This window comes from Methylophilales bacterium MBRSF5 (assembly GCA_001044335.1).
In the GTDB taxonomy this organism is placed as follows: domain Bacteria; phylum Pseudomonadota; class Gammaproteobacteria; order Burkholderiales; family Methylophilaceae; genus BACL14.
On the sequence record CP011001.1, the window covers coordinates 545,443 to 563,422 of the forward strand.

At 36.5% G+C, this 17,980-nt stretch carries 23 protein-coding genes, 1 tRNA gene and 1 pseudogene; 14 read left to right on the forward strand and 11 right to left on the reverse strand.

The genetic code is table 11. The annotated features are described in order from the left end of the window. Window positions 1-22: 22 nt before the first annotated feature. Window positions 23-826, forward strand: a complete 804-nt coding sequence (locus UZ34_02975; GenBank protein AKO64400.1) for a 3-methyl-2-oxobutanoate hydroxymethyltransferase — start codon at window positions 23-25, stop codon at window positions 824-826. 40 nt (window positions 827-866) lie between these two features. Here the strand turns inward: UZ34_02975 and UZ34_02980 are convergent, their stop codons facing one another. Continuing rightward, complete coding sequence (locus tag UZ34_02980; protein ID AKO64401.1) at window positions 867-1,445, reverse strand: 5-formyltetrahydrofolate cyclo-ligase; 579 nt, start codon at window positions 1,443-1,445, stop codon at window positions 867-869. A gap of 61 nt (window positions 1,446-1,506) precedes the next feature. Further along, window positions 1,507-1,776 (reverse strand): hypothetical protein, encoded by a 270-nt coding sequence (locus UZ34_02985; protein AKO64402.1) that lies wholly within the window; start codon window positions 1,774-1,776, stop codon window positions 1,507-1,509. Between the two features lie 110 nt (window positions 1,777-1,886). Between UZ34_02985 and UZ34_02990 the strand changes: the two genes are divergently transcribed. Together UZ34_02990 and UZ34_02995 are read left to right on the forward strand one after the other, a co-directional pair. Beyond that, window positions 1,887-2,183 (forward strand): cytochrome C, encoded by a 297-nt coding sequence (locus UZ34_02990; protein ID AKO65145.1) that lies wholly within the window; start codon window positions 1,887-1,889, stop codon window positions 2,181-2,183. A gap of 24 nt (window positions 2,184-2,207) precedes the next feature. Beyond that, window positions 2,208-3,497, forward strand: a complete 1,290-nt coding sequence (locus tag UZ34_02995; protein ID AKO64403.1) for an aldose sugar dehydrogenase — start codon at window positions 2,208-2,210, stop codon at window positions 3,495-3,497. A 92-nt stretch (window positions 3,498-3,589) separates the two neighbouring features. Here UZ34_02995 and UZ34_03000 read toward each other — a convergent pair. The 3 genes from UZ34_03000 to UZ34_03010 all read right to left on the reverse strand — a co-directional run bounded on the left by UZ34_03000 (window position 3,590) and on the right by UZ34_03010 (window position 6,011). Continuing rightward, window positions 3,590-3,665 (reverse strand) — tRNA-Glu (locus tag UZ34_03000). A 74-nt stretch (window positions 3,666-3,739) separates the two neighbouring features. Beyond that, window positions 3,740-5,257, reverse strand: a complete 1,518-nt coding sequence (locus UZ34_03005) for a sulfate permease (protein AKO64404.1) — start codon at window positions 5,255-5,257, stop codon at window positions 3,740-3,742. 238 nt (window positions 5,258-5,495) lie between these two features. Further along, window positions 5,496-6,011 (reverse strand): hypothetical protein, encoded by a 516-nt coding sequence (locus UZ34_03010; protein AKO64405.1) that lies wholly within the window; start codon window positions 6,009-6,011, stop codon window positions 5,496-5,498. 191 nt (window positions 6,012-6,202) lie between these two features. On the opposite strand from UZ34_03010, the gene UZ34_03015 reads away from it, so the two are divergent. The 3 genes from UZ34_03015 to UZ34_03025 are packed head-to-tail and all read left to right on the forward strand — an operon-like array spanning window position 6,203 to window position 7,032. Then, entirely contained in the window at window positions 6,203-6,382 is a 180-nt protein-coding gene (locus UZ34_03015; GenBank protein AKO64406.1) for a hypothetical protein, read from the forward strand. Next, window positions 6,372-6,740, forward strand: a complete 369-nt coding sequence (locus UZ34_03020) for a hypothetical protein (GenBank protein AKO64407.1) — start codon at window positions 6,372-6,374, stop codon at window positions 6,738-6,740. Before UZ34_03015 ends, UZ34_03020 begins: the two co-directional genes overlap by 11 nt. Window position 6,741: 1 nt before the next feature. Beyond that, the gene (locus tag UZ34_03025) at window positions 6,742-7,032 is read left to right on the forward strand and encodes a hypothetical protein (protein ID AKO64408.1); all 291 of its coding nucleotides are present in this window, start codon (window positions 6,742-6,744) and stop codon (window positions 7,030-7,032) included. Between the two features lie 42 nt (window positions 7,033-7,074). Here UZ34_03025 and UZ34_03030 read toward each other — a convergent pair whose 3' ends face one another. Both UZ34_03030 and UZ34_03035 read right to left on the reverse strand, forming a co-directional pair. Beyond that, window positions 7,075-8,079 (reverse strand): dihydroxyacetone kinase, encoded by a 1,005-nt coding sequence (locus UZ34_03030; GenBank protein AKO64409.1) that lies wholly within the window; start codon window positions 8,077-8,079, stop codon window positions 7,075-7,077. A 6-nt stretch (window positions 8,080-8,085) separates the two neighbouring features. Beyond that, window positions 8,086-8,703: a dihydroxyacetone kinase gene (locus UZ34_03035; GenBank protein AKO64410.1), complete on the reverse strand. Its 618-nt coding sequence runs from the start codon at window positions 8,701-8,703 to the stop codon at window positions 8,086-8,088. 117 nt (window positions 8,704-8,820) lie between these two features. On the opposite strand from UZ34_03035, the gene UZ34_03040 reads away from it, so the two are divergent. Beyond that, window positions 8,821-9,645: a hypothetical protein gene (locus tag UZ34_03040; protein AKO64411.1), complete on the forward strand. Its 825-nt coding sequence runs from the start codon at window positions 8,821-8,823 to the stop codon at window positions 9,643-9,645. Here the strand turns inward: UZ34_03040 and UZ34_03045 are convergent. Then, window positions 9,642-10,781, reverse strand: coding sequence for a hypothetical protein (locus UZ34_03045; protein ID AKO64412.1), 1,140 nt, complete (start codon window positions 10,779-10,781; stop codon window positions 9,642-9,644). The genes UZ34_03040 and UZ34_03045 overlap by 4 nt on opposite strands. A 167-nt stretch (window positions 10,782-10,948) precedes the next feature. Between UZ34_03045 and UZ34_03050 the strand changes: the two genes are divergently transcribed. From UZ34_03050 to UZ34_03060, 3 genes are all read left to right on the forward strand, one after another. Continuing rightward, entirely contained in the window at window positions 10,949-11,659 is a 711-nt protein-coding gene (locus UZ34_03050) for a peptide methionine sulfoxide reductase (protein AKO64413.1), read from the forward strand. A gap of 57 nt (window positions 11,660-11,716) precedes the next feature. Further along, the gene (locus tag UZ34_03055) at window positions 11,717-12,976 is read left to right on the forward strand and encodes an MFS transporter (GenBank protein ID AKO64414.1); all 1,260 of its coding nucleotides are present in this window, start codon (window positions 11,717-11,719) and stop codon (window positions 12,974-12,976) included. An 86-nt stretch (window positions 12,977-13,062) separates the two neighbouring features. Beyond that, window positions 13,063-13,614, forward strand: coding sequence for a hypothetical protein (locus UZ34_03060; protein ID AKO64415.1), 552 nt, complete (start codon window positions 13,063-13,065; stop codon window positions 13,612-13,614). A gap of 1 nt (window position 13,615) precedes the next feature. On the opposite strand, the gene UZ34_03065 is transcribed toward UZ34_03060, so the two are convergent. Next, on the reverse strand, window positions 13,616-13,909 hold the full coding sequence (locus tag UZ34_03065; protein AKO64416.1) for a 6-O-methylguanine DNA methyltransferase: 294 nt from the start codon (window positions 13,907-13,909) through the stop codon (window positions 13,616-13,618). A gap of 393 nt (window positions 13,910-14,302) precedes the next feature. On the opposite strand from UZ34_03065, the gene UZ34_03070 reads away from it, so the two are divergent. Further along, window positions 14,303-14,482: a hypothetical protein gene (locus UZ34_03070; GenBank protein ID AKO64417.1), complete on the forward strand. Its 180-nt coding sequence runs from the start codon at window positions 14,303-14,305 to the stop codon at window positions 14,480-14,482. On the opposite strand, the gene UZ34_03075 is transcribed toward UZ34_03070, so the two are convergent. Then, the gene (locus UZ34_03075; protein ID AKO64418.1) at window positions 14,479-14,694 is read right to left on the reverse strand and encodes a hypothetical protein; all 216 of its coding nucleotides are present in this window, start codon (window positions 14,692-14,694) and stop codon (window positions 14,479-14,481) included. The genes UZ34_03070 and UZ34_03075 overlap by 4 nt on opposite strands. A gap of 81 nt (window positions 14,695-14,775) precedes the next feature. Between UZ34_03075 and UZ34_03080 the strand changes: the two genes are divergently transcribed. The 3 genes and pseudogenes from UZ34_03080 to UZ34_03090 all read left to right on the forward strand — a co-directional run bounded on the left by UZ34_03080 (window position 14,776) and on the right by UZ34_03090 (window position 16,491). Continuing rightward, window positions 14,776-15,258: a phenylalanine--tRNA ligase gene (locus UZ34_03080; GenBank protein ID AKO64419.1), complete on the forward strand. Its 483-nt coding sequence runs from the start codon at window positions 14,776-14,778 to the stop codon at window positions 15,256-15,258. Window positions 15,259-15,313: 55 nt separating this feature from the next. Then, window positions 15,314-15,532, forward strand: coding sequence for a hypothetical protein (locus UZ34_03085; protein AKO64420.1), 219 nt, complete (start codon window positions 15,314-15,316; stop codon window positions 15,530-15,532). After that, window positions 15,517-16,491, forward strand: a pseudogene (locus tag UZ34_03090) (hypothetical protein). The gene UZ34_03085 and the pseudogene UZ34_03090 overlap by 16 nt, the downstream one beginning before the upstream one ends. Window positions 16,492-16,592: 101 nt before the next feature. On the opposite strand, the gene UZ34_03095 reads toward UZ34_03090, so the two are convergent. Then, window positions 16,593-17,978, reverse strand: a complete 1,386-nt coding sequence (locus UZ34_03095) for a hypothetical protein (protein ID AKO64421.1) — start codon at window positions 17,976-17,978, stop codon at window positions 16,593-16,595. Window positions 17,979-17,980 lie beyond the last annotated feature (2 nt).

Below are 17,980 nucleotides of genomic sequence, written 5' to 3' on the forward strand. Positions count from 1 at the left end.
GGATTTTAGAAAGGACTGCGATATGAGTGTTTTGGAATCTTTTAAAAAATTAAAAGCAGATGGTCAGAAAATTGTTGTTGTTACGTCATATGAGTACTGGAGCGCAAAAATTCTCAATGACACAGACATTAACGGGATTCTGATTGGTGATGACCTGTCTATGGTGATTCATGGCAATGAAAATACCATTAACTGTGATGTCGAGACTATCGCCATGCATACCCGGGCGGTAAAGAAGGGCGCAAAAGATAAATTTCTGATTGCTGCCATGCCATTTATGAGCACCAGAAAGGGTTTGTATGACGCCTTAGATAATGTCGAAATCTTAATGAAAGCAGGTGCTAATGCGCTCAAGATTGAGGGTGTGGATGGCAACGAGGAGCTCTACGCTCATTTGTCTGAATCAGGCATACCTACGATAGGTCATATTGGCCTCACCCCAACGCATCATAATGCGATTGGTGGATTTAAACCTCAAGGCAAGACAAAAGAAAGTGAATTAAAAATTATCGAAGAAGCAAAAACACTTGAAGAGCTTGGATGCATCGCTATTGTTTTGGAAGCTGTGCCGCGACATGTTGGAGCGGTTGTTCGAGACGCTGTGGCGATTCCTGTGGTGGGTGTTGGCGCCGGCCTGGACGTAGACGGTCAAGCACTGGTGCTTCCAGATATGTTAGGTTTTTGTACTGACTTCAAACCAAGGTTTGTGAGAACCTATCTGAATGGTGCAGAGCTCATTACCAAAGCAGTTAATCAATTTGCAGCAGATGTCCATTCCGGAGCATTTCCTTCCGAAGCTGAGACGTACCCGCCTGCTAAAAAATAAATAATTCAGGGAGCATTTTTGCTCCCTGCAATCTAAAAAATTAATTATCTTTTTTAAAGCAATAAGTCGTTTGTGGCGTCACACAATGAGTTAGGGGAATATCATAATTATCGATATCCTCTAAAATTTCACAAGGCTCAAAAAAACTCACCCCAACTCTCTTTACCTCATTATTTAAAGATGAAAAAAGACGGTCATAAAATCCTCTGCCAAATCCAACTCGATGTCCCATTGCATCAAAAGCCAAAAGCGGTGTGATCACTAAATCAATATCGCTATCATTAGCCCATATGGGATTAATCGGCTCTGGAATATTGTTTTTTGTGAGTGCTGTTTTAGTACTCGGTTCAAATTTGGCATTTTTTAACATATTGTTTGAGAAGTCAGTGACGGGAATAACGACATCGATATGATTTTTCCAGCAATATTCTATGATGGGCTTGGTATTAATCTCGCTTTTTTGATTAATAGTTAAGAAGCAATGAATGCAGGTTGGCTTAAATTTTTTAATTAACTCATTTAGGTTGCGGATAATTTGAGACGAATCTTCTTCAAATCTTAAAGAAGATAATTCTTGACGTTTTTTTTGATATATTTTTCTTGCCGTTTCTTTTTTCAATTAAAACCTTCTTAAATTAATTGTATTGCTTGATATTACCATCCAAGATATGTCATTTTAGTTATATTAACCCTATGCAAGTCTTTAGATATTGATGACATTTCTTAATACTTTTTGATGAAGATGCTTGTTTTAAATGGTCTTCTACAATCTTGTTTGAATAGGCGCCAAATTTTAAAAAATTTAATGCTTGCTGTGATTGATATCGACAATCATTAATTTCAACTGTATCCAAACCTTTGTGTATGGCCTCACGAGCATTAAATAAAAAATCCATCGAAAAAGCTATGATCGAAAATAACAAACAAAATACAGAAATGATTTTAGTCATAAAATCCAGGAATATTTTTCTAACAATTTATGTTATTCCATGATAATGTGAAATAGAAGTTTTGTAAGGAATTAAATATGATCAATAAAAGTTTTTTTGTACTAAAGTTAATAACTTTATCTTGTGCTTTATCTTTATCCAGTTATGCAGGTGACGCGGCGATTGGTGAAAAAAAGTTCAAGGAGAAGAATTGTGTAACCTGCCATGGTCCTAAGGGTATGGGACTTGCAAGTTACCCAAGGATCGGTGGAAAAGAAATTAGCTATCTTACAAAAAGATTAGAAACTTATCGTGCAGGAAGGAAAGTAGGTTCTAATTCTGATTTGATGATTATGAATGCAAAAAAATTATCTGATGAAGATATCGCGGACTTAACTGCTTATTTATCTGAGCAAAATTTTGATTAAGTTAATTTTTAAGGAGAGATTGTAATGCGTAATAAAATTAAATGGCTTTCAAAGTCTTTAATTGTTGGTTTATCAGCTTTATCTGTAAGTGCCTTCGCAGACGATACACCTAAAATTAAAGTAGAACAGGTCCATAAAGATTTAAAGAACCCGTGGGATATGGCATTTCTTGATAATGACACCATGTTTTTTACTGAAAAATGTGATGGCTTATCTGTTGCCACGAAAGATGGGGTGAACAAATTATATGGTATGAAAGGTAGCAAAGGATACCCATCTGCAGGCGAGGATCTATTTTGCGAAGGTCAAGCCGGAATGCTTGGTTTAGCGATTGATCCAAATTTCAAAAAAAATAGAATGATTTATGTCGCATCTGCATCCAATAAGCATCATGGAGATGGTTGTAAGGACAATAAAGATGTTTGCAATGGCAACATTGTTATGAGATTTAAAGTCAGTGAGGATTTTAAGTCGGTTTCTGAGCGAAATGACATCATTACGGACATTCAATATAAGCCATTTGAATCTGATCATCCTTTTGGTGGCCCTGGTGCACACAATGGAGCAAGACTCAGATTTGATAAACAAGGTGCGTTATGGGTAACAGGCGGTGATCGACATAAGGGCGACTGTCCTCAATCACCGACTTTAATCTGCGGTAAGGTTTTAAGGGTTGATACTGATGGTAATGCCTGGAAAGGAAATAAACCTCCAAAAGGTTTTGATAAGAGAATTTATACTTATGGACATCGTAGCGTGCAAGGTATCGCTTTCCATCCTAAGAAAAATCAAGTGTTTACCGCGGAACATGGTCCTTGGCACAATGATGAAATTACTTTGCTTGAAAATGGTAAAAACGGAGGCTGGGATCCAGCACCAAATGTAGGTGGTCGAGGTGATTGTCCTGATGATTACTGTGGTTATATGCCAAATCAAAAAGAAGGTATGGATCCTGCAGTCAGGGGTGCATTTACACCAATGAGTGATACTCGCTTCAAAGACTTAATGTATCCAACATGGAACAACATGGGACTATCTCAAGGAACAGGCTCTGCTGCATTCTTAACCGGAAAACAGTGGGGTAAATGGGAAAATAGGCTCGTTGTTGGTGTTATGGGTATTGCTTTTGGAGATACGCCAGCCGGGGCTAGGATTGACGTCATTGATCTGACAGATGATGGCAAAGCTATCCGTGGTGTAATTACCATGCCTATGGGCTTTAGCGAAAGATTTAGAGGCTTAACTATGGGTCCGGATGGAGCGTTATATGCTGCGGTTGATGAAGGCAAGATTTATAAAATCACTGCGGAGTAAACTTAGGCAAGAAATTTATTTAAAAGACCACCTTCGGGTGGTTTTTTATTATTTAAAATAAAGTAATTTTTTTTCACTTGAATTTAATTGATTGGCGTCCCCAAGGGGATTCGAACCCCTGTTGCCGCCGTGAAAGGGCAGTGTCCTAGGCCTCTAGACGATGGGGACATCATTTAGAAGTCGGTATTCTACTATAAACTATTATGTTGTGCCAATATTTTATTAAGTTTAAACATTTTAATTTAAGCTAATTTGTCATCGGCAATATGATATTTTGGATCTTCCAGCAGGTTCACTTCAACCATGTCTTTAGCGGTATCTAAAATTTCTAAACATTCAGGACTCAAATGCACTAAGTGAAGTTTTTTACCTACTTTCTTATACTTATTAGCAATGTTATCGATTGCCATAATTGCGGAGTGATCAACCACCTTTGAGTTATTAAAATCTATGATCACATCTTTCGGGTCATTCTTATGGTCAAATAGGTCTTGAAAATTTTGAACAGAGGCAAAGAAAAGCGTGCCACTTAATTCATAAATCTTCCATCCTTTTTTATTTGTTTTTTCTTTTACATTAATTTTTTTTGCATGATCCCAAGCAAAAAATAGAGCTGAGACAATCACACCTACAATTACCGCAATAGCCAAGTCAGCAATAATGGTGATACCACCAACTAGAAGGCCGACAATAATATCCTCTTTCGGTACTTTGCCAAACAGCCTTAGACTTCCCCATTCAAATGTTTTTTCAGCCACGACAAACATTACCCCAATTAAAGCAGCTAGAGGAATCATTTCAATCCAGTCAGATAAAAAAAGAATAAAAGAAGCTAAAAAAACAGCCGTTGCGATGCCAGATAATCTTTTCAGGGCACCATTGTTAATGTTGATCATGCTTTGACCAATCATGGCGCAACCGCCCATGCCGCCAAAAAAGCCGGTGAGAATATTCGCTGCACCTTGAGCCATAGACTCTCGATTCGGTCTCCCACGCGTTTCTGTCATGTCATCAATCAGATTTAATGTGAGCAGGGTTTCAATTAAACCAATCGCGGCCAAAAGTAGGGCATAAGGAGTGATGATTCGAAAAGTCTCAAAATTATAATCTAAGACAGGGATCTGAAAGATCGGAAGATTGCCGCCAATGGCTCCAAGATCGGCCACGGTTTTGGTGTCAAGATTAAAAAATATGGTGATAAATGAAACAATACCGATTGCTCCCAGAGGTGCTGGGGTAATTTTTGTCACTTTTGGAATTACATAGATTAATAACGCTGTTAATAACGTTAGTCCCACCATAGTATAAAGAGCAGCGCCACTCATCCATTGACTGGTTCCAGACTCATCAGTTATCTTAAAATGATTAAATTGAGCAAGAAAAATCACAATTGCTAATCCGTTTACAAACCCTAACATCACTGGATAGGGGACCATGCGAATAAATTTACCTAAACGAAATAAAGCAAAGACCAGCTGAAAAAGGCCCATTAAAATAACAGTAGCAAATAAATACTCAACCCCATGATTGACTACTAAACCGACCATTACTACAGCCAACGCCCCTGTGGCTCCAGAAATCATTCCTGGACGTCCACCAAAAACTGAGGTAATTAAGCACACGATAATGGCTGCATAAAGTCCGGTCAAAGGTGACACATGAGCGATGAGGGCAAATGCGATTGCCTCAGGAACCATGGCCAGCGCCACTGTGAGCCCACTTAAGAGATTAGTTTTGATTTCATTCACTGTATATTGCATAGGGATCTTTGTTGACTATTTTAGGAGATTTGATTCTACACTGTTGAGTTGAAATTTACGGCTTGATTTTGATATTTATATGGATAACATAAAGAGCATGAAAAAAAATCTTAAATACGGACTAATAGCCTTTGTCGTAATTTACGTAGCTTTAGTATTTCTAAATCCAGTGATGTGTCAAAAATTCTTTGGAGAAGGCAGTCAAATCTGCCAACTCAGTTAGAATTTGTAAAGTCATTTAGGCGCGTTTAATTTCAATCAGGCTTGGCGTCACTTGAGCATGAAGATTTTTTAAGAATTCAAGCGTGTCTTCCGGAAAATCAATTTTTTCAAAGTAGCGACTGACTAATGGGCAAATGGGGTTGGTGTCACTCGTATTACTAAATTTATCAATGACCTTAGTAACTTGACCCTCATCGTTAGCTTCAAATATATTTTGTTGAGACCACATTTCATTATCCGTACTCTTAATGTCATAACCAATAAATTTGGTTTGGTCCTCTAAAACATAGGCAGCAGCGCGACCAAATGCGGTTAACTTGAGTTGGTCTGCTAAATAGTTAACAAAATAAACTTCTAAATCATCGGTAATACCCTTACCGCCATTGACTTCGTGGAACATGCCGGTAAACAATAAAAATTGCGTATCTTTATTGCAAAAGGTCAGTACCTTATTGACCGCCTGATGCTCCATCACAGTTTGATTGAAGTTTTTGGGAAAGTGATCTTTGAGATAGTTAAAGTCTGAAGCCATATAAAACTCTTTTTAATAAATTTTTTTTATGGACCGTATTGTGCCATAGAAGTTTAATGATTACATGTATATGACATTTTTTTATTTAAAGGTTTTACCTGCTTAAGTATTTTGTATAATATGTTGTCAAACTTTTTGAAGAAGCTGAGGTGAATGTGAAAAGATTGTTAATTCGAGTAAGTATTTTGCTAATGGTCATTATCTGGTTAGCTATTAATTATAAAATCATCTCAACAATCTACTGTAATTACTTTTGCGAAGCACCTCAAAAAGAAGTAGAAGAGGGTGAGATTGATTATGAATCCATGTCGCCTGAAGAGCTGCAAAAAGCTTTTGAAAAACTTCAACAAGAAAGAGCGAATGAAAATTAGCCTTCGGCTGCTTTTAATGCTTTTACCTTTCCCAGTTTATGCCGAAATGATGATGGATGACTTTAATGCCTTCATCAATCACTGTCTTGATGGTGAATTTATTCAATCAAATTATTGTCCTGATATTGAGATCGTTAATTCCCAAGTGTGCAAAGGAATGGCTATTCATATGTTACCTATTAATGATCGAGCAAAGGGGCAACAGCAGTCACTCGAATTAGAGAAAAAATATGACTCAGCCAAAGTGTTGGAATCAATTAACAAGAGCCAAGATAATATGGATGACTTTTGTGACGAATATCAGGTTGAATATAAGAAGCAAAACGAACAAAATTTATCACAGTTAAAAGGTAACTGAAATGAAAAAAATTATTACTGAAATTAAAAATAGTCAAACCACATGGAGAAAATCATTTTATGCAGCATTGGTGATTGCTGTGGTACTTTTCTTTTTCACGGATCGTTTTATGGCAGAATTTTGGATAGCCATGTTAGCTGCCTTTAATTTCCTTATCTTACTAAACATCCCAAAAATCACCTTTTTTGTTGATGAATCACGAAAAGAGGGCAAATATTTCACTATCATTTTCCTGGTCATGATGTTCATGGTGAACTATTTTGGTCTGGTTTTTATTTCTGAGATAAGTTAATTTAACGTACTTTTAATAACTTTTAATAGATTTTAACGACATTTAGATACCCCATCGAAGACTTGCGGTATGTACTGGTGTATCCCAATGGTTTTTGATGTGGTCATTTAATATACACAACGTCACTGAGGCGCCCTCCATATCGAGGGCGGTTGTGTAATTTCCCACTAATGATCTCACTACATTTAATTGGTAACCAGTCAGAATTTCACATGCATTCTCATATATCAGATACAACTCTGAGAGCGGGGTCCCACCAAAACCATTGACAATCATTAGAAGCTCTGTGTTTTTTGGAAGGGCTAGATTTTTACCTTTAAAATCTTCAATAATGGCCTCGATCATGTCTTTCACAATTGATTGCGCAGGTCTGATTTGTTCTCGTCTTCGGCCAGGCTCACCATGAATACCAACACCGAATTCAATCTGGTCATCCTCAATATCAAAAGTGGGCTTACCAGCCTCTGGAATAGTACAACTCGATAAGGCAACACCGATTGAAGAACATCGCTGGTTAACTTCATTCCCCAAATCCACGCACGATTTTAAATCACCTCCATTTTCAGCGAGACTGCCTACAATTTTCTCAACAATGACCGTCCCTGCCACACCTCTTTTCCCGGTGGTGTAACTCGAATCAATCACCGCAGCATCATCATTCACCAATATCGAGGCATTCTCATATGATGTCATTTCAGCGGCCATTTCAAAATTCATGACATCACCTGAATAATTTTTAACGACAAATAAGGCTCCTTTATTAGGTTTACAAAAATCTACAGCTGCCATCATTTGATCAGGAGTAGGGGATGTAAACATGTGCCCTGGACAGGCAGCATCCAACATGCCATGACCAATGAATCCAGCATGTAATGGCTCATGACCAGAGCCTCCTCCAGAAACTAAAATCACCTTATCGGAATTGATAGATTTTCTGGTAACAAAAGTGGGGTCAAAGTGAACTTGTAATAAATTTTGATGGGCTTTATCTAAACCGGATAAACTTTCTTTGAGAAAGTTTTCTGGGTTGTTGAGAAATTTTTTCATTGGTATTTACTCTCCTTGAATGTGCTGACAAACAGCACTGATCATTACCTGACAACTTTTTGCCCCTGGATCTATATGTCCCAGAGCACGCTCACCCAAACCAGATGATCTTCCTTTGGAAGGTAGCATGTCTTTTGTATTATGGGCACAATCGATCGCAAACTGGTTTATGTCTGAGGCGATTTCTTGAGCGCTCATGTGTGAAGATGCTAGTTTTTGAAACTTTGAGGCAACAGGTATTAACACATCGAGCATTGTTTTCTGACCAACATCAGACTTGCCCCTTTGTTTTATCCCATCAACTGCCTTGGAAAAAGCTTCAGCGATAATATGTAGGGATGGATTGCTGTCAGGGACGTGTTTACCCATTTCCAAAAAAAAAGTCGCAAATAAAGGTCCAGAGGCGCCGCCCACGGTCGATAACACTTTCATGCCGATCATCTTAAATTGTTCATTCACAGTCATTGTCGATAACTGATCGGTTATTGAGTGTAGGGCGGTAATACCCCTTTTTAGGTTAATAAAGTGATCTCCATCACCAATCGCCCGATCTAATCCCTCAATTTCAGATTCATTTTGATTGATCGCCTGATCTATTAATACAATGTACTTTAAAATCTCCATGAGCACGCTTAAAAATTTAACTTTCTTCAATGATCTTATATCAATTTCCTGAAGTCAATTGACTATAAAAAAAAGACAAATTAATATAATTTATAAATAGTAATTTTAGGTTTTATTGTGAAAAAATTATTGGTGATATTTTTAATAGGCTTGATTGCTATAGCAGGACTACTCTTTTTTTTAAAAGACAATCTAGATGAAATTGTCCGAGAAATTATTGTGACATCTGTTTCAGATGCTACAGATACCAATGTCAGTCTAGCTCAGGTTAAACTAAATTTAAAAGAGGGCGTCGGTGTTCTTAATAATTATCAACAAGGTAATCCCGAAGGGTTTCAAACTAAATACGCTTTTCGTTTTGACCAGGCTGAACTAGAAATTGATGTGGGTACTATTTTAGATGACGTGGTGATCATTGAAAGAGTATTTATCAATCATGCAGATATCGTGTATGAGTTTAATGATGGAAAAACTAACTTTGTTGAGCTAAAGAAAAATATAGATAAAAAAACAAAGAAAAAAAACAGTGATCAAAAAAATAACCCGGTTGTTGATCAAAAGAAAAACTTAAGTCAATCAAAAACACAACAAAGTAAAAAGATTATTATTCGCTCCTTTGAGATGATCAATACTGAAGTTGAGGCGGTGATGCCATTTGCCTCCAGTCAAACCTTATCTGTCCAGCTGCCAAATATTAAATTAAGTAACATTGGGGCAAAAGAGAACGGGTTGCTGGCAGACGAGTTAGTGAAGGTATTCCTTGATGCTATGGAAAAAGATTTAAAGAGAGCTGTTAATTTTAAAAATTTAGTGAATGATCTTGAAAAAGACCTAAAAAAACAAATTGATCGAGAAGCAGAAAAGGCCATTAAAAAAATTGAGTCTGAGCTTGGCGAAATTGAAAACATTAAAGAATTAAAAAAACTAAAAGATTTGTTTTAGTCTTGAAGGCTATCAATTGCGGCATGCATCCTGTCTAAAGCTTCTCTGAGTCCTGATTTGGGTGTGGCGATATTAATTCTTACGTGATTATCTTGCTGGAACATCGATCCAGGCTGTAATGCAAGACCGTGCTCTAAGAATAACTGTGCCGGATCTTCAATCTCTAATTGACTACAATCAATCCACGCTAAATAGCTGGCTTCCATTGTGTACATCTGTAATGGTTGCATCTGTTTAATATCATTTTTTAACATTAACTTATTGCTCTCAAGGTATTGAATAAGTTCTTGTCGCCACGGTTCTCCATGACGAAGAGCAGCTTGAGTACTTATATAGCTAATAATTTGGGGATCAGGAATCAAAGTGCCGATTTGTGCTTGTATCTTCTTTCTTATCTCTTTATTCTTGCAAATCATCCAAGCTAATCCAAGTCCTGGAATATTGAACACTTTGTTCAAGGACATTAATGTGACGGATTGGTCTGCAATCTCCTCAGATAAGCTCGCGATGGGGATGTGCTGAATCCCATCATGAATCATATTGCAATGAATCTCATCTGAGCAGATCACAATGTTGTTGTTCACACAAAAGGCAGCAATTTCACTGAGTTCAGCCTTTGTGTATACTGACCCTCCTGGGTTGTGGGGATTACAGAATAACAATAGGCGCGTGTTACTCTTTTGGTAATGCTTAAGCCCCTCAGCACTAAGAATGAGCCGATGATAGTAATTATCTAACGGTACAGCAGAATAATCTCTATGAGAAAAAGATGCCGCCTGCAAGATATGGTGGTACACCGGCTGCAGTGTTAATACATGATCATCAGCCTGTGTTAGTTGTTGGGCAATTGAATACAAGCTGGAAACCAAGCTAGGGGTAAATACAATCCATTCAGACTCAATAGTCCAGTCAAACTGATCTTTAATGTATTGTGTTATTTCTTCTTTGAGTTGATATGGCGCATGGGTGTACCCAAAAACTTTATGATCGAGTCTTTTTGTTATGGCATCAATGATACACTGAGGGGTTTCATAGTCCATATCTGCAACCCAAAGAGGGATAATGTCTTTGTTATACTTATCCCAGCGGACGGAATCGGTGTTAAAACGAGAAATAACATTATCAAATTGGTTCATGCTTACAAGAGTACGTGAAATAATTTTTTTTTCAATAAATATATATTTTATTATCTACTTTAATTAATTTTTATAAATATATGATTATAAAAAGTTTTTATTTAATATTGAACATTACATGATGAAGTTAATCTATAAAAATTATCGACAATAATACTTTATTAATAATGAAAAATTACTTAGTAACCCCCATATTTTTTATCTTTTTATTGAGCATCACTTCTTTGTTAGAGGCAAGAAAAATGAAGCAAGAACATTTATCACCAGAAATCATTCAAGAATTACAAATAGTTGTTTATGAGGCAGAAGATTGCTCATCCTGTCAGTTATTTAAGAAGGATGTGACTCAAGTCTGGCAGTCTGAAGTGAAACTCGTCGAAACGTACGTTTTTAATGATGGCTCGGTCCAGCTGAATGAACCAGTGATAGTAACCCCAACAATAGTAATGACCAAAAATCATAAAGAAATTGCTCGATATACAGGTTATGATGGTGATAAAAAGCGATTCTGGGAATGGGTGAGCTTACAGACTATGACCCCTGAACAAAGAAAAATTGCTTTTGAAAATGGTACTGAATACCCATTTACCGGTTCATTGTTGGATAACAAAGAGCCAGGTTACTACGTAGATCCGCTCACCGGAGCCAAATTATTCAGAAGTGATACGAAATTTGACAGCGGAACAGGATGGCCTAGCTTCTTTGATCCCATTCCAGGAGCATTATCATTCCATGACGATGGCATGAGGGTTGAGGTGCTCAGTGCAAGTTCTGGGATCCATTTAGGACATGTATTTAATGATGGGCCACCACCCACAGGCAAGAGATACTGTATTAATAGTGCGGTATTAAGATTTGTGCCCGATTCTGAGGATTAACACTTTATGAAGCTTTGTGTTAGATTGTCATCTGATTAATCTATCGTACAGCTTTTAATGACAAATAAAACCAATTCTAAAACGACTGTTTTATTGGCTAGCCTTGCTGGCACAACTATTGAATTTTTTGATTTTTATATCTATGCCAATGCGGCAATCTTGGTTTTTCCGTATCTTTTTTTTCCAGAATCCAGCCCGACCACACAAATGCTACAGTCATTAGCGACCTTTGCGGTTGCATTTTTTGCAAGGCCTCTTGGTTCAGCATTTTTTGGCCATTTTGGCGATAAAATTGGCCGCAAGGCTACATTAGTTGCTGCTTTGCTTACCATGGGTTTATCGACCGTTATGATTGGTTTGCTCCCAAGTTATCAATCTGTGGGTATTTTGGCGCCAATACTGCTTGTTCTATGCAGATTTGGGCAAGGTTTTGGCTTGGGCGGTGAATGGGGCGGGGCAGTCTTATTGGCTGTGGAGAATTCACCAAAGGGACAACGTGCATGGTTTGGTATGTTTCCTCAATTAGGAGCACCATTGGGCTTATTAATGTCTGGCGGGATCTTTTTGATCTTAACTGAAATGTTAACCAAGGAAGATTTTCTTAACTTTGGCTGGCGAATTCCATTTATTGCCAGTGCATTATTAATCGCAATTGGTTTATATATTAGGTTAAAAATCTCTGAAACTCCAGAATTTATAAAAGCTAGCCAAAATAAAAAACTGCATCAAAATGTACCCATAGCAAAAATATTTAGAGAGCAAAAATTACCTTTATTCCTTGCAGCCTTTACTGGGATAGCCACCTTTGGAATCTTTTATCTAATGACTGTATTCATTGCAGGCTGGTCAATTCAGCATCTCAATTTCACTGATGAGGAATTTCTTATCATTCAGCTCTACTCGATACTCTTCTTCGCAGGGATGATTCCATTGTCAGCTTATTTTGCAGATAAGCTGACCCCAAGAAAGATGATGGTTGTTACCTCATTTTTTATTATTGTATTTGGTCTATTCTTAGAAGAGGTGATCAGTATTCATTCCATAGGCGTAATGATGACCTTATTTATTGGCATGGCATTAATGGGACTCACCTATGGCCCCTTAGGCACCATGTTGTCCAATGTCTTTCCAACTGAGGTGAGGTATACCGGTGCCTCGCTGTCATTTAATTTGTCCGGTATTTTAGGAGCCTCATTTGCTCCATTTATTGCTCTGTGGCTTGCTAATAATTTTGGATTTGATTATGTGGGTTATTATCTTTCTTTAATGGGGCTCTTATCTCTCATAGCGGCCCATTATTCAAAAGAGAAATCTTGAGTCGACAAACCACCAATTATTTGGAAGAATAGGCAACTTTTTAAGCATTCATTAATCTTTAATAGCATTCAATTTAGGATATACACATGTCGGAAGATTTTGATTTTTTTGATGACGAAGATGAAAATCTGGAAAAGCACGGTATCGTGATTAAGGCTTCTGCCGAGGAAATTTGGCACAGGGGCTCAGTCAGTTACTGGGATTTTTTCACAAAGGAAGTTAATGGTGAATTAATTTATCGCGTGGTTATACCTAAAGGCTCACCCTTGCAAATCTATTTGGCCAAAACCTATCCTGAGATTGAAGCTTTTCAGCTTACTGAAGATGAGATCCTTGAATCCAATGTTGGGGCTGAGGATTTAATATGTAAACTGAATTCAATTGGATATGATGTGGTGGAGATTCCCGCCGAATATTACGACATCATGCCGACCACTACAAAAATCTCGTGGAGTGACAGCAAGGGCAATGAGAAGCTGATCGAGGGTTGGAAGTATAACAAGTTAATTAAAGAGGAATACAAGGGTCAGTATGCGACATCGAAAGCCATTACCTGGAAAGAAAGAAGCGCGAAAGAGACCGAAATGGAAAACATTCTTTTGAAACAAGCTAGGAACACTGATAGACGTTTAAATTAATCTAAAGATTAAAAAGAGTTACATCCACTCCCTCAGATACCAGCAGTCCTCTCTTCCTTTCACAATTAACAACCCCTAAATAATTTCCTACACCTCCTGTGACAGGTATAACACGATGGCATGGAATATCAATGGGGTAGGGGTTATGTTTGCACGCACTTGCCACAGCCCGGTAAGCATTTGGGTGACCTATCGATACGGCTATTTCTTTATAAGTTCTCACCTGACCCTTTGGAATGTTCATAATTGCATCCCAAACTTTTTCCTGAAAAAATGTTCCTTTGAGCTCTAACATTGTATTTGAGAATAAATGATAAAAATCAGCAAGAAGAAGTTTCCTAAAACTAAGACAGGGATGATCAATGACACTAAATCGGCATCTTTTCTTTTAATTGAAAAATAAATAAAGGAAACAATATATAAGGAGGCAACTAGCCACCCATTCCATACATCTATAAGGCATTCATAATTCAATTTTTAATATTATCAAACAAAGAGGCACTTTTTATTTTATTCTTTATCATAAGGTCATGATGAAGTTACAAATATTTTTAAAAACACTTATTATTTCAGGTCTTATCTTGATCCATGCCAGTTTTGCTGAAGAGACAATTGAAATCACTGACGACAATGGCGATGTAAAAAAATGCACTCGCTTTGAAAACGGCACCATTGTTTGCATGTAACTATGGAATCAGATTTTGCTCGAATTTTAGGCCTTTTTTTAATCTTACTAATGGTTGGTTTTTATTACCGCGAAGCATTAAAAAGTATTTTTAATACCCCGAAAGAATCATTCATTTTAGCTTTACCTATTTGTCTGCTTGGAATCCTTTTTTATTTCTTTTTTAAATCTAAAGGCTTTTAAGAATCTGGATCAATGTCATCAAACCATTCCTGATTTTCTTTTTGTTGCGCAATCCATTTTTCGATGACAGCGTAACTCCAAATTATAAAACGATCATTGATTATTTTTTTTGGTGGGGGAAATTTGCCATCATGGACCCGCTGCATAAGTGTTTTATGGTCAATTTTGAGCGAATGTGCGATCTCACTTATATTTAAGTAAGCATCTTTCATACACTCATGGTACTCTTGTTTTATTGTAAATGATACGTTTAAAAAATTTTTTAGAAATCAATTAACAATCGTTTAAAAAAAATGAAAACAAAATTTAAAACCAAAATTATTCTTTTATTTACTCATATTTCAACATTATTTTTTGGTTTTGCATTAGGTATTTATCTCTTACCCATCTTAATTGCCCCAGATTCAAGCGACATCATGGATATTGACCAACTTCAATCTGATGCAGCATATAAAACAAAATTTATTAGAGATCTAGCCGGTAGCGATTTATTGCATTGGGGTGAGGCTGATGTCACTATTTCAGATAAACATATAGTGATAAAAGGAAAAATTGCTCCAGGACCTGATTATAAGGTGTACTTAACTCAACAATTTGTTGAAAATGAGAAAGAATTTCTCACCATTAAGGATTCCGCAGCGTATATCGCCGATGTGAATATTTTTGAAAACTTAATTGTTCATATTCCGTCCGATATACAAATTAATAAATACAATACTATTGTGATCTGGTGTGAGTCTTTCAGTGAGTTTATTACGGCTGCTCAGTATTTATAAATTAGTTTTGGTTTGAAAGATTGGTGTAGTGAAATATCTTGTTGTCTTAATGTTTATGTGTAGCAGTGTGTTAGCGTTTGATACAGCTCAAGAGCTGGCTGACGCCATGGGTATTCCACCCGAAGAGCTCTCAAGAGAGCTGAATATCCCACTTTCTGATTTTAATAAATCTAATAAAGATATTACCAAGAAAATAAAATGCGTCATGCAAACTCAAGGTATTGAGAATCCTGATGATGCTAGGGCTTCATTTGGTAAGTGTATATCCAATTAACAAATATAAAAAAGGATGTTGGCGTCATGAAAAAATTATTATCAATTGTCTTACTGATGTTAAATGTCCCCACTTTTAGTGAGGAGTTTAATAATTTCTGTACAACCAGCCTTTCAGAGGGAAATTTTCATGTAACTGATTGTTCTGTTAATGAAACAGTGGAAGGCAAAATCTACTGTTTCGGTAACAAGGTAGCAAAAGATATCTTTCTAGAAAACCCTCAAGAGGTAATCAAAAAAGCAGAGCAATTTTTTACAGCATCCTTAAATGATGAGCGAAAAAAAATAACTCAAGAGGAGGTCGATAATATTTTAAATAATGACCCGGAATGTGATTTGTCTAATCTTGACGTAGGTTATTTAAATTTTAGCGGTAAAGATTTGACCCATTGCAAAATGGTTAACATTAGCTTCTTTGGGGCTGATTTGAGAGGGGCTAACTTATCAGGCGCTGACTTGCAAAGAGCTTACCTTAATTTAGCTAGATTAGAAGAGGCCAATTTTACCGGTGCAAATCTTTCAATGGCTACAATCTTCCAACCAATCTTTGGTAACACAAATTTTCACAAGGCGAATTTACGCGGTGTTCGTTTAATTGGCACCTTGGGTAAAGTAGACATGTCTGGTGCCGATGTGTCAGATGCTGATTTAGGTTTAGATGTTGGCAACCAGCCGATGGGTCAGATGAAGTTTGATTCAACAAGTGGCAATTTTGAAAATACTAATTTTGAAAATACTAACTTAAATATTGCAAGCTTTAAATTTGCAAATTTAAGAGGAGCCAATCTTAAAAACACTAATCTTAATCGAGCAGAATTAATTCAGGCTGATTTAACTGGTGCCGATTTAACTGGCGCCGATTTAAACGATGCCGAAGTAAATAACGCGGAATTTAAAGATGTTGTTGGTCTTGATAAGGTTAAAAACTGGAATAAAACAGTAGGTAAATGTTTTAATTGCCCATCACGCTAGATTAATGGTGAAGGGAAGCAGGGTTGAATTGAGGACCTATTGAATGCAATGTATGCCATTGCAATTACCCCAACTTTTACTACATCTTTTTAGTTTTTACTTCTTTTTAAAAAGAAATATAAATATATTAAGTTCACAACAAATGGATATATTCCCAAATAAACTCCTTCGAAAAAAACATAGCTATTAACAATATAAAAAATCATTGTTGAAAGAATCCCTGAAATTACAAAATGTTTTGCAATTATTGTTTTATTAAGAAAAATCATTATCAATAATGGAGTAATTAAGAAACCAAGTATCGTCCATGAAAACACCACAATAGAAAATACGCTCACGCTATTAATTAAAGCAATAATAATTGAGGTAATGGCAACAAATAGTGTAATACCTGCTATTTGCGCTTTTGAAAACCTAGTTAGTTCAAATATGTCTTGTGAAATATTCCCTGAACAATTAATAATCAATGAATCAGCAGTGGACATTGTTGCAGCAAAAATTCCAGATGTAATTAGACCAATCATGAATGGATTAAATAATATTTGTGCCATCATGGGTAATGCTAATTCTGGATCAAATCCAGAAGCGTTATCTAAAATTAGTCTGGATAACATCCCAACCGCAAAAGCTAAACCATAAAATAATATATAGCTAGAATAATAAAAAATTCTTGAGCGAATCAGGTCATTGTGATCCTTAACTGCAAAAAACCTAATCATTATATGAGGCTGCCCAACTACAAACATACCGGCAACTATCCAGCTAAGGGATGAAAGTGCATTAAATAAAACAGAATCTCCAGCACCTGGTCTGAATAAGATCATGAAGCCATCAATTTCTGATAGCTGAAATAATGTTTGATTGACTCCACCAAGTTTGGCAATTGAAAATAAAACTAGCAAACCCATAGAAACTAACATGATTATTGATTGTGCTGCGTCAGTCCAAATTGATGCTCTGATCCCACTTGTTAAAGAATAAACCAGAACAATAAAGCCACCAGTAATTACACCATAATAAAACTCCCAATTCATGACTGCCATTAATGTCTTACCAGAGGCTGCAAATTGAGCGGAGGCGTATATCAGTAAAAAGACAAAGCTAATTAATGCTACCAATTTGGTGATCAGTTTGTTTTTCGCTAGATCACCAATGATTGATGCATAGGTAACATTTTTTGAAAGGAAGCTTTTATTTACAATTTTTGGAAATAATTTTTTTGTGATTAGATAATCACCTAATATCCAACCAATCATTAACCATATACTTGATAGCCCATTAAGATATGTAAACCCAATAAGACCAATAAACATATAGCCACTATTGTTGGTAGCCATTGCAGACAAGCCTGATAACCATGGGCTTAATGACTTATCTGCAAGGTAGTAATTTTTTACCGTAGGTTTATTTAATCTACTGGAAGCAATCCCAATTAGAGCAATGAAAAGTAAAAGTCCAAGGAATACTATTTCCATAA

Excerpts from the sequence above, each read along its gene's own strand:
- UZ34_02975 (AKO64400.1), top strand. The coding sequence starts at position 23 with ATGAGTGTTTTGGAATCTTTTAAAAAATTAAAAGCAGATGGTCAGAAA.
- UZ34_03080 (AKO64419.1), top strand. The coding sequence starts at position 14,776 with ATGAAAACAAAATTTAAAACCAAAATTATTCTTTTATTTACTCATATT.
- UZ34_03060 (AKO64415.1), top strand. The coding sequence starts at position 13,063 with ATGTCGGAAGATTTTGATTTTTTTGATGACGAAGATGAAAATCTGGAA.
- UZ34_03075 (AKO64418.1), bottom strand. The coding sequence starts at position 14,694 with ATGAAAGATGCTTACTTAAATATAAGTGAGATCGCACATTCGCTCAAA.
- UZ34_02985 (AKO64402.1), bottom strand. The coding sequence starts at position 1,776 with ATGACTAAAATCATTTCTGTATTTTGTTTGTTATTTTCGATCATAGCT.
- UZ34_03020 (AKO64407.1), top strand. The coding sequence starts at position 6,372 with ATGAAAATTAGCCTTCGGCTGCTTTTAATGCTTTTACCTTTCCCAGTT.
- UZ34_03015 (AKO64406.1), top strand. The coding sequence starts at position 6,203 with ATGGTCATTATCTGGTTAGCTATTAATTATAAAATCATCTCAACAATC.
- UZ34_03030 (AKO64409.1), bottom strand. The coding sequence starts at position 8,079 with ATGAAAAAATTTCTCAACAACCCAGAAAACTTTCTCAAAGAAAGTTTA.
- UZ34_03065 (AKO64416.1), bottom strand. The coding sequence starts at position 13,909 with ATGTTAGAGCTCAAAGGAACATTTTTTCAGGAAAAAGTTTGGGATGCA.
- UZ34_03035 (AKO64410.1), bottom strand. The coding sequence starts at position 8,703 with ATGGAGATTTTAAAGTACATTGTATTAATAGATCAGGCGATCAATCAA.
- UZ34_03025 (AKO64408.1), top strand. The coding sequence starts at position 6,742 with ATGAAAAAAATTATTACTGAAATTAAAAATAGTCAAACCACATGGAGA.
- UZ34_03095 (AKO64421.1), bottom strand. The coding sequence starts at position 17,978 with ATGGAAATAGTATTCCTTGGACTTTTACTTTTCATTGCTCTAATTGGG.
- UZ34_03055 (AKO64414.1), top strand. The coding sequence starts at position 11,717 with ATGACAAATAAAACCAATTCTAAAACGACTGTTTTATTGGCTAGCCTT.
- UZ34_03070 (AKO64417.1), top strand. The coding sequence starts at position 14,303 with ATGGAATCAGATTTTGCTCGAATTTTAGGCCTTTTTTTAATCTTACTA.
- UZ34_03010 (AKO64405.1), bottom strand. The coding sequence starts at position 6,011 with ATGGCTTCAGACTTTAACTATCTCAAAGATCACTTTCCCAAAAACTTC.
- UZ34_02995 (AKO64403.1), top strand. The coding sequence starts at position 2,208 with ATGCGTAATAAAATTAAATGGCTTTCAAAGTCTTTAATTGTTGGTTTA.
- UZ34_03005 (AKO64404.1), bottom strand. The coding sequence starts at position 5,257 with ATGCAATATACAGTGAATGAAATCAAAACTAATCTCTTAAGTGGGCTC.
- UZ34_03085 (AKO64420.1), top strand. The coding sequence starts at position 15,314 with ATGTGTAGCAGTGTGTTAGCGTTTGATACAGCTCAAGAGCTGGCTGAC.
- UZ34_03050 (AKO64413.1), top strand. The coding sequence starts at position 10,949 with ATGAAAAATTACTTAGTAACCCCCATATTTTTTATCTTTTTATTGAGC.
- UZ34_03045 (AKO64412.1), bottom strand. The coding sequence starts at position 10,781 with ATGAACCAATTTGATAATGTTATTTCTCGTTTTAACACCGATTCCGTC.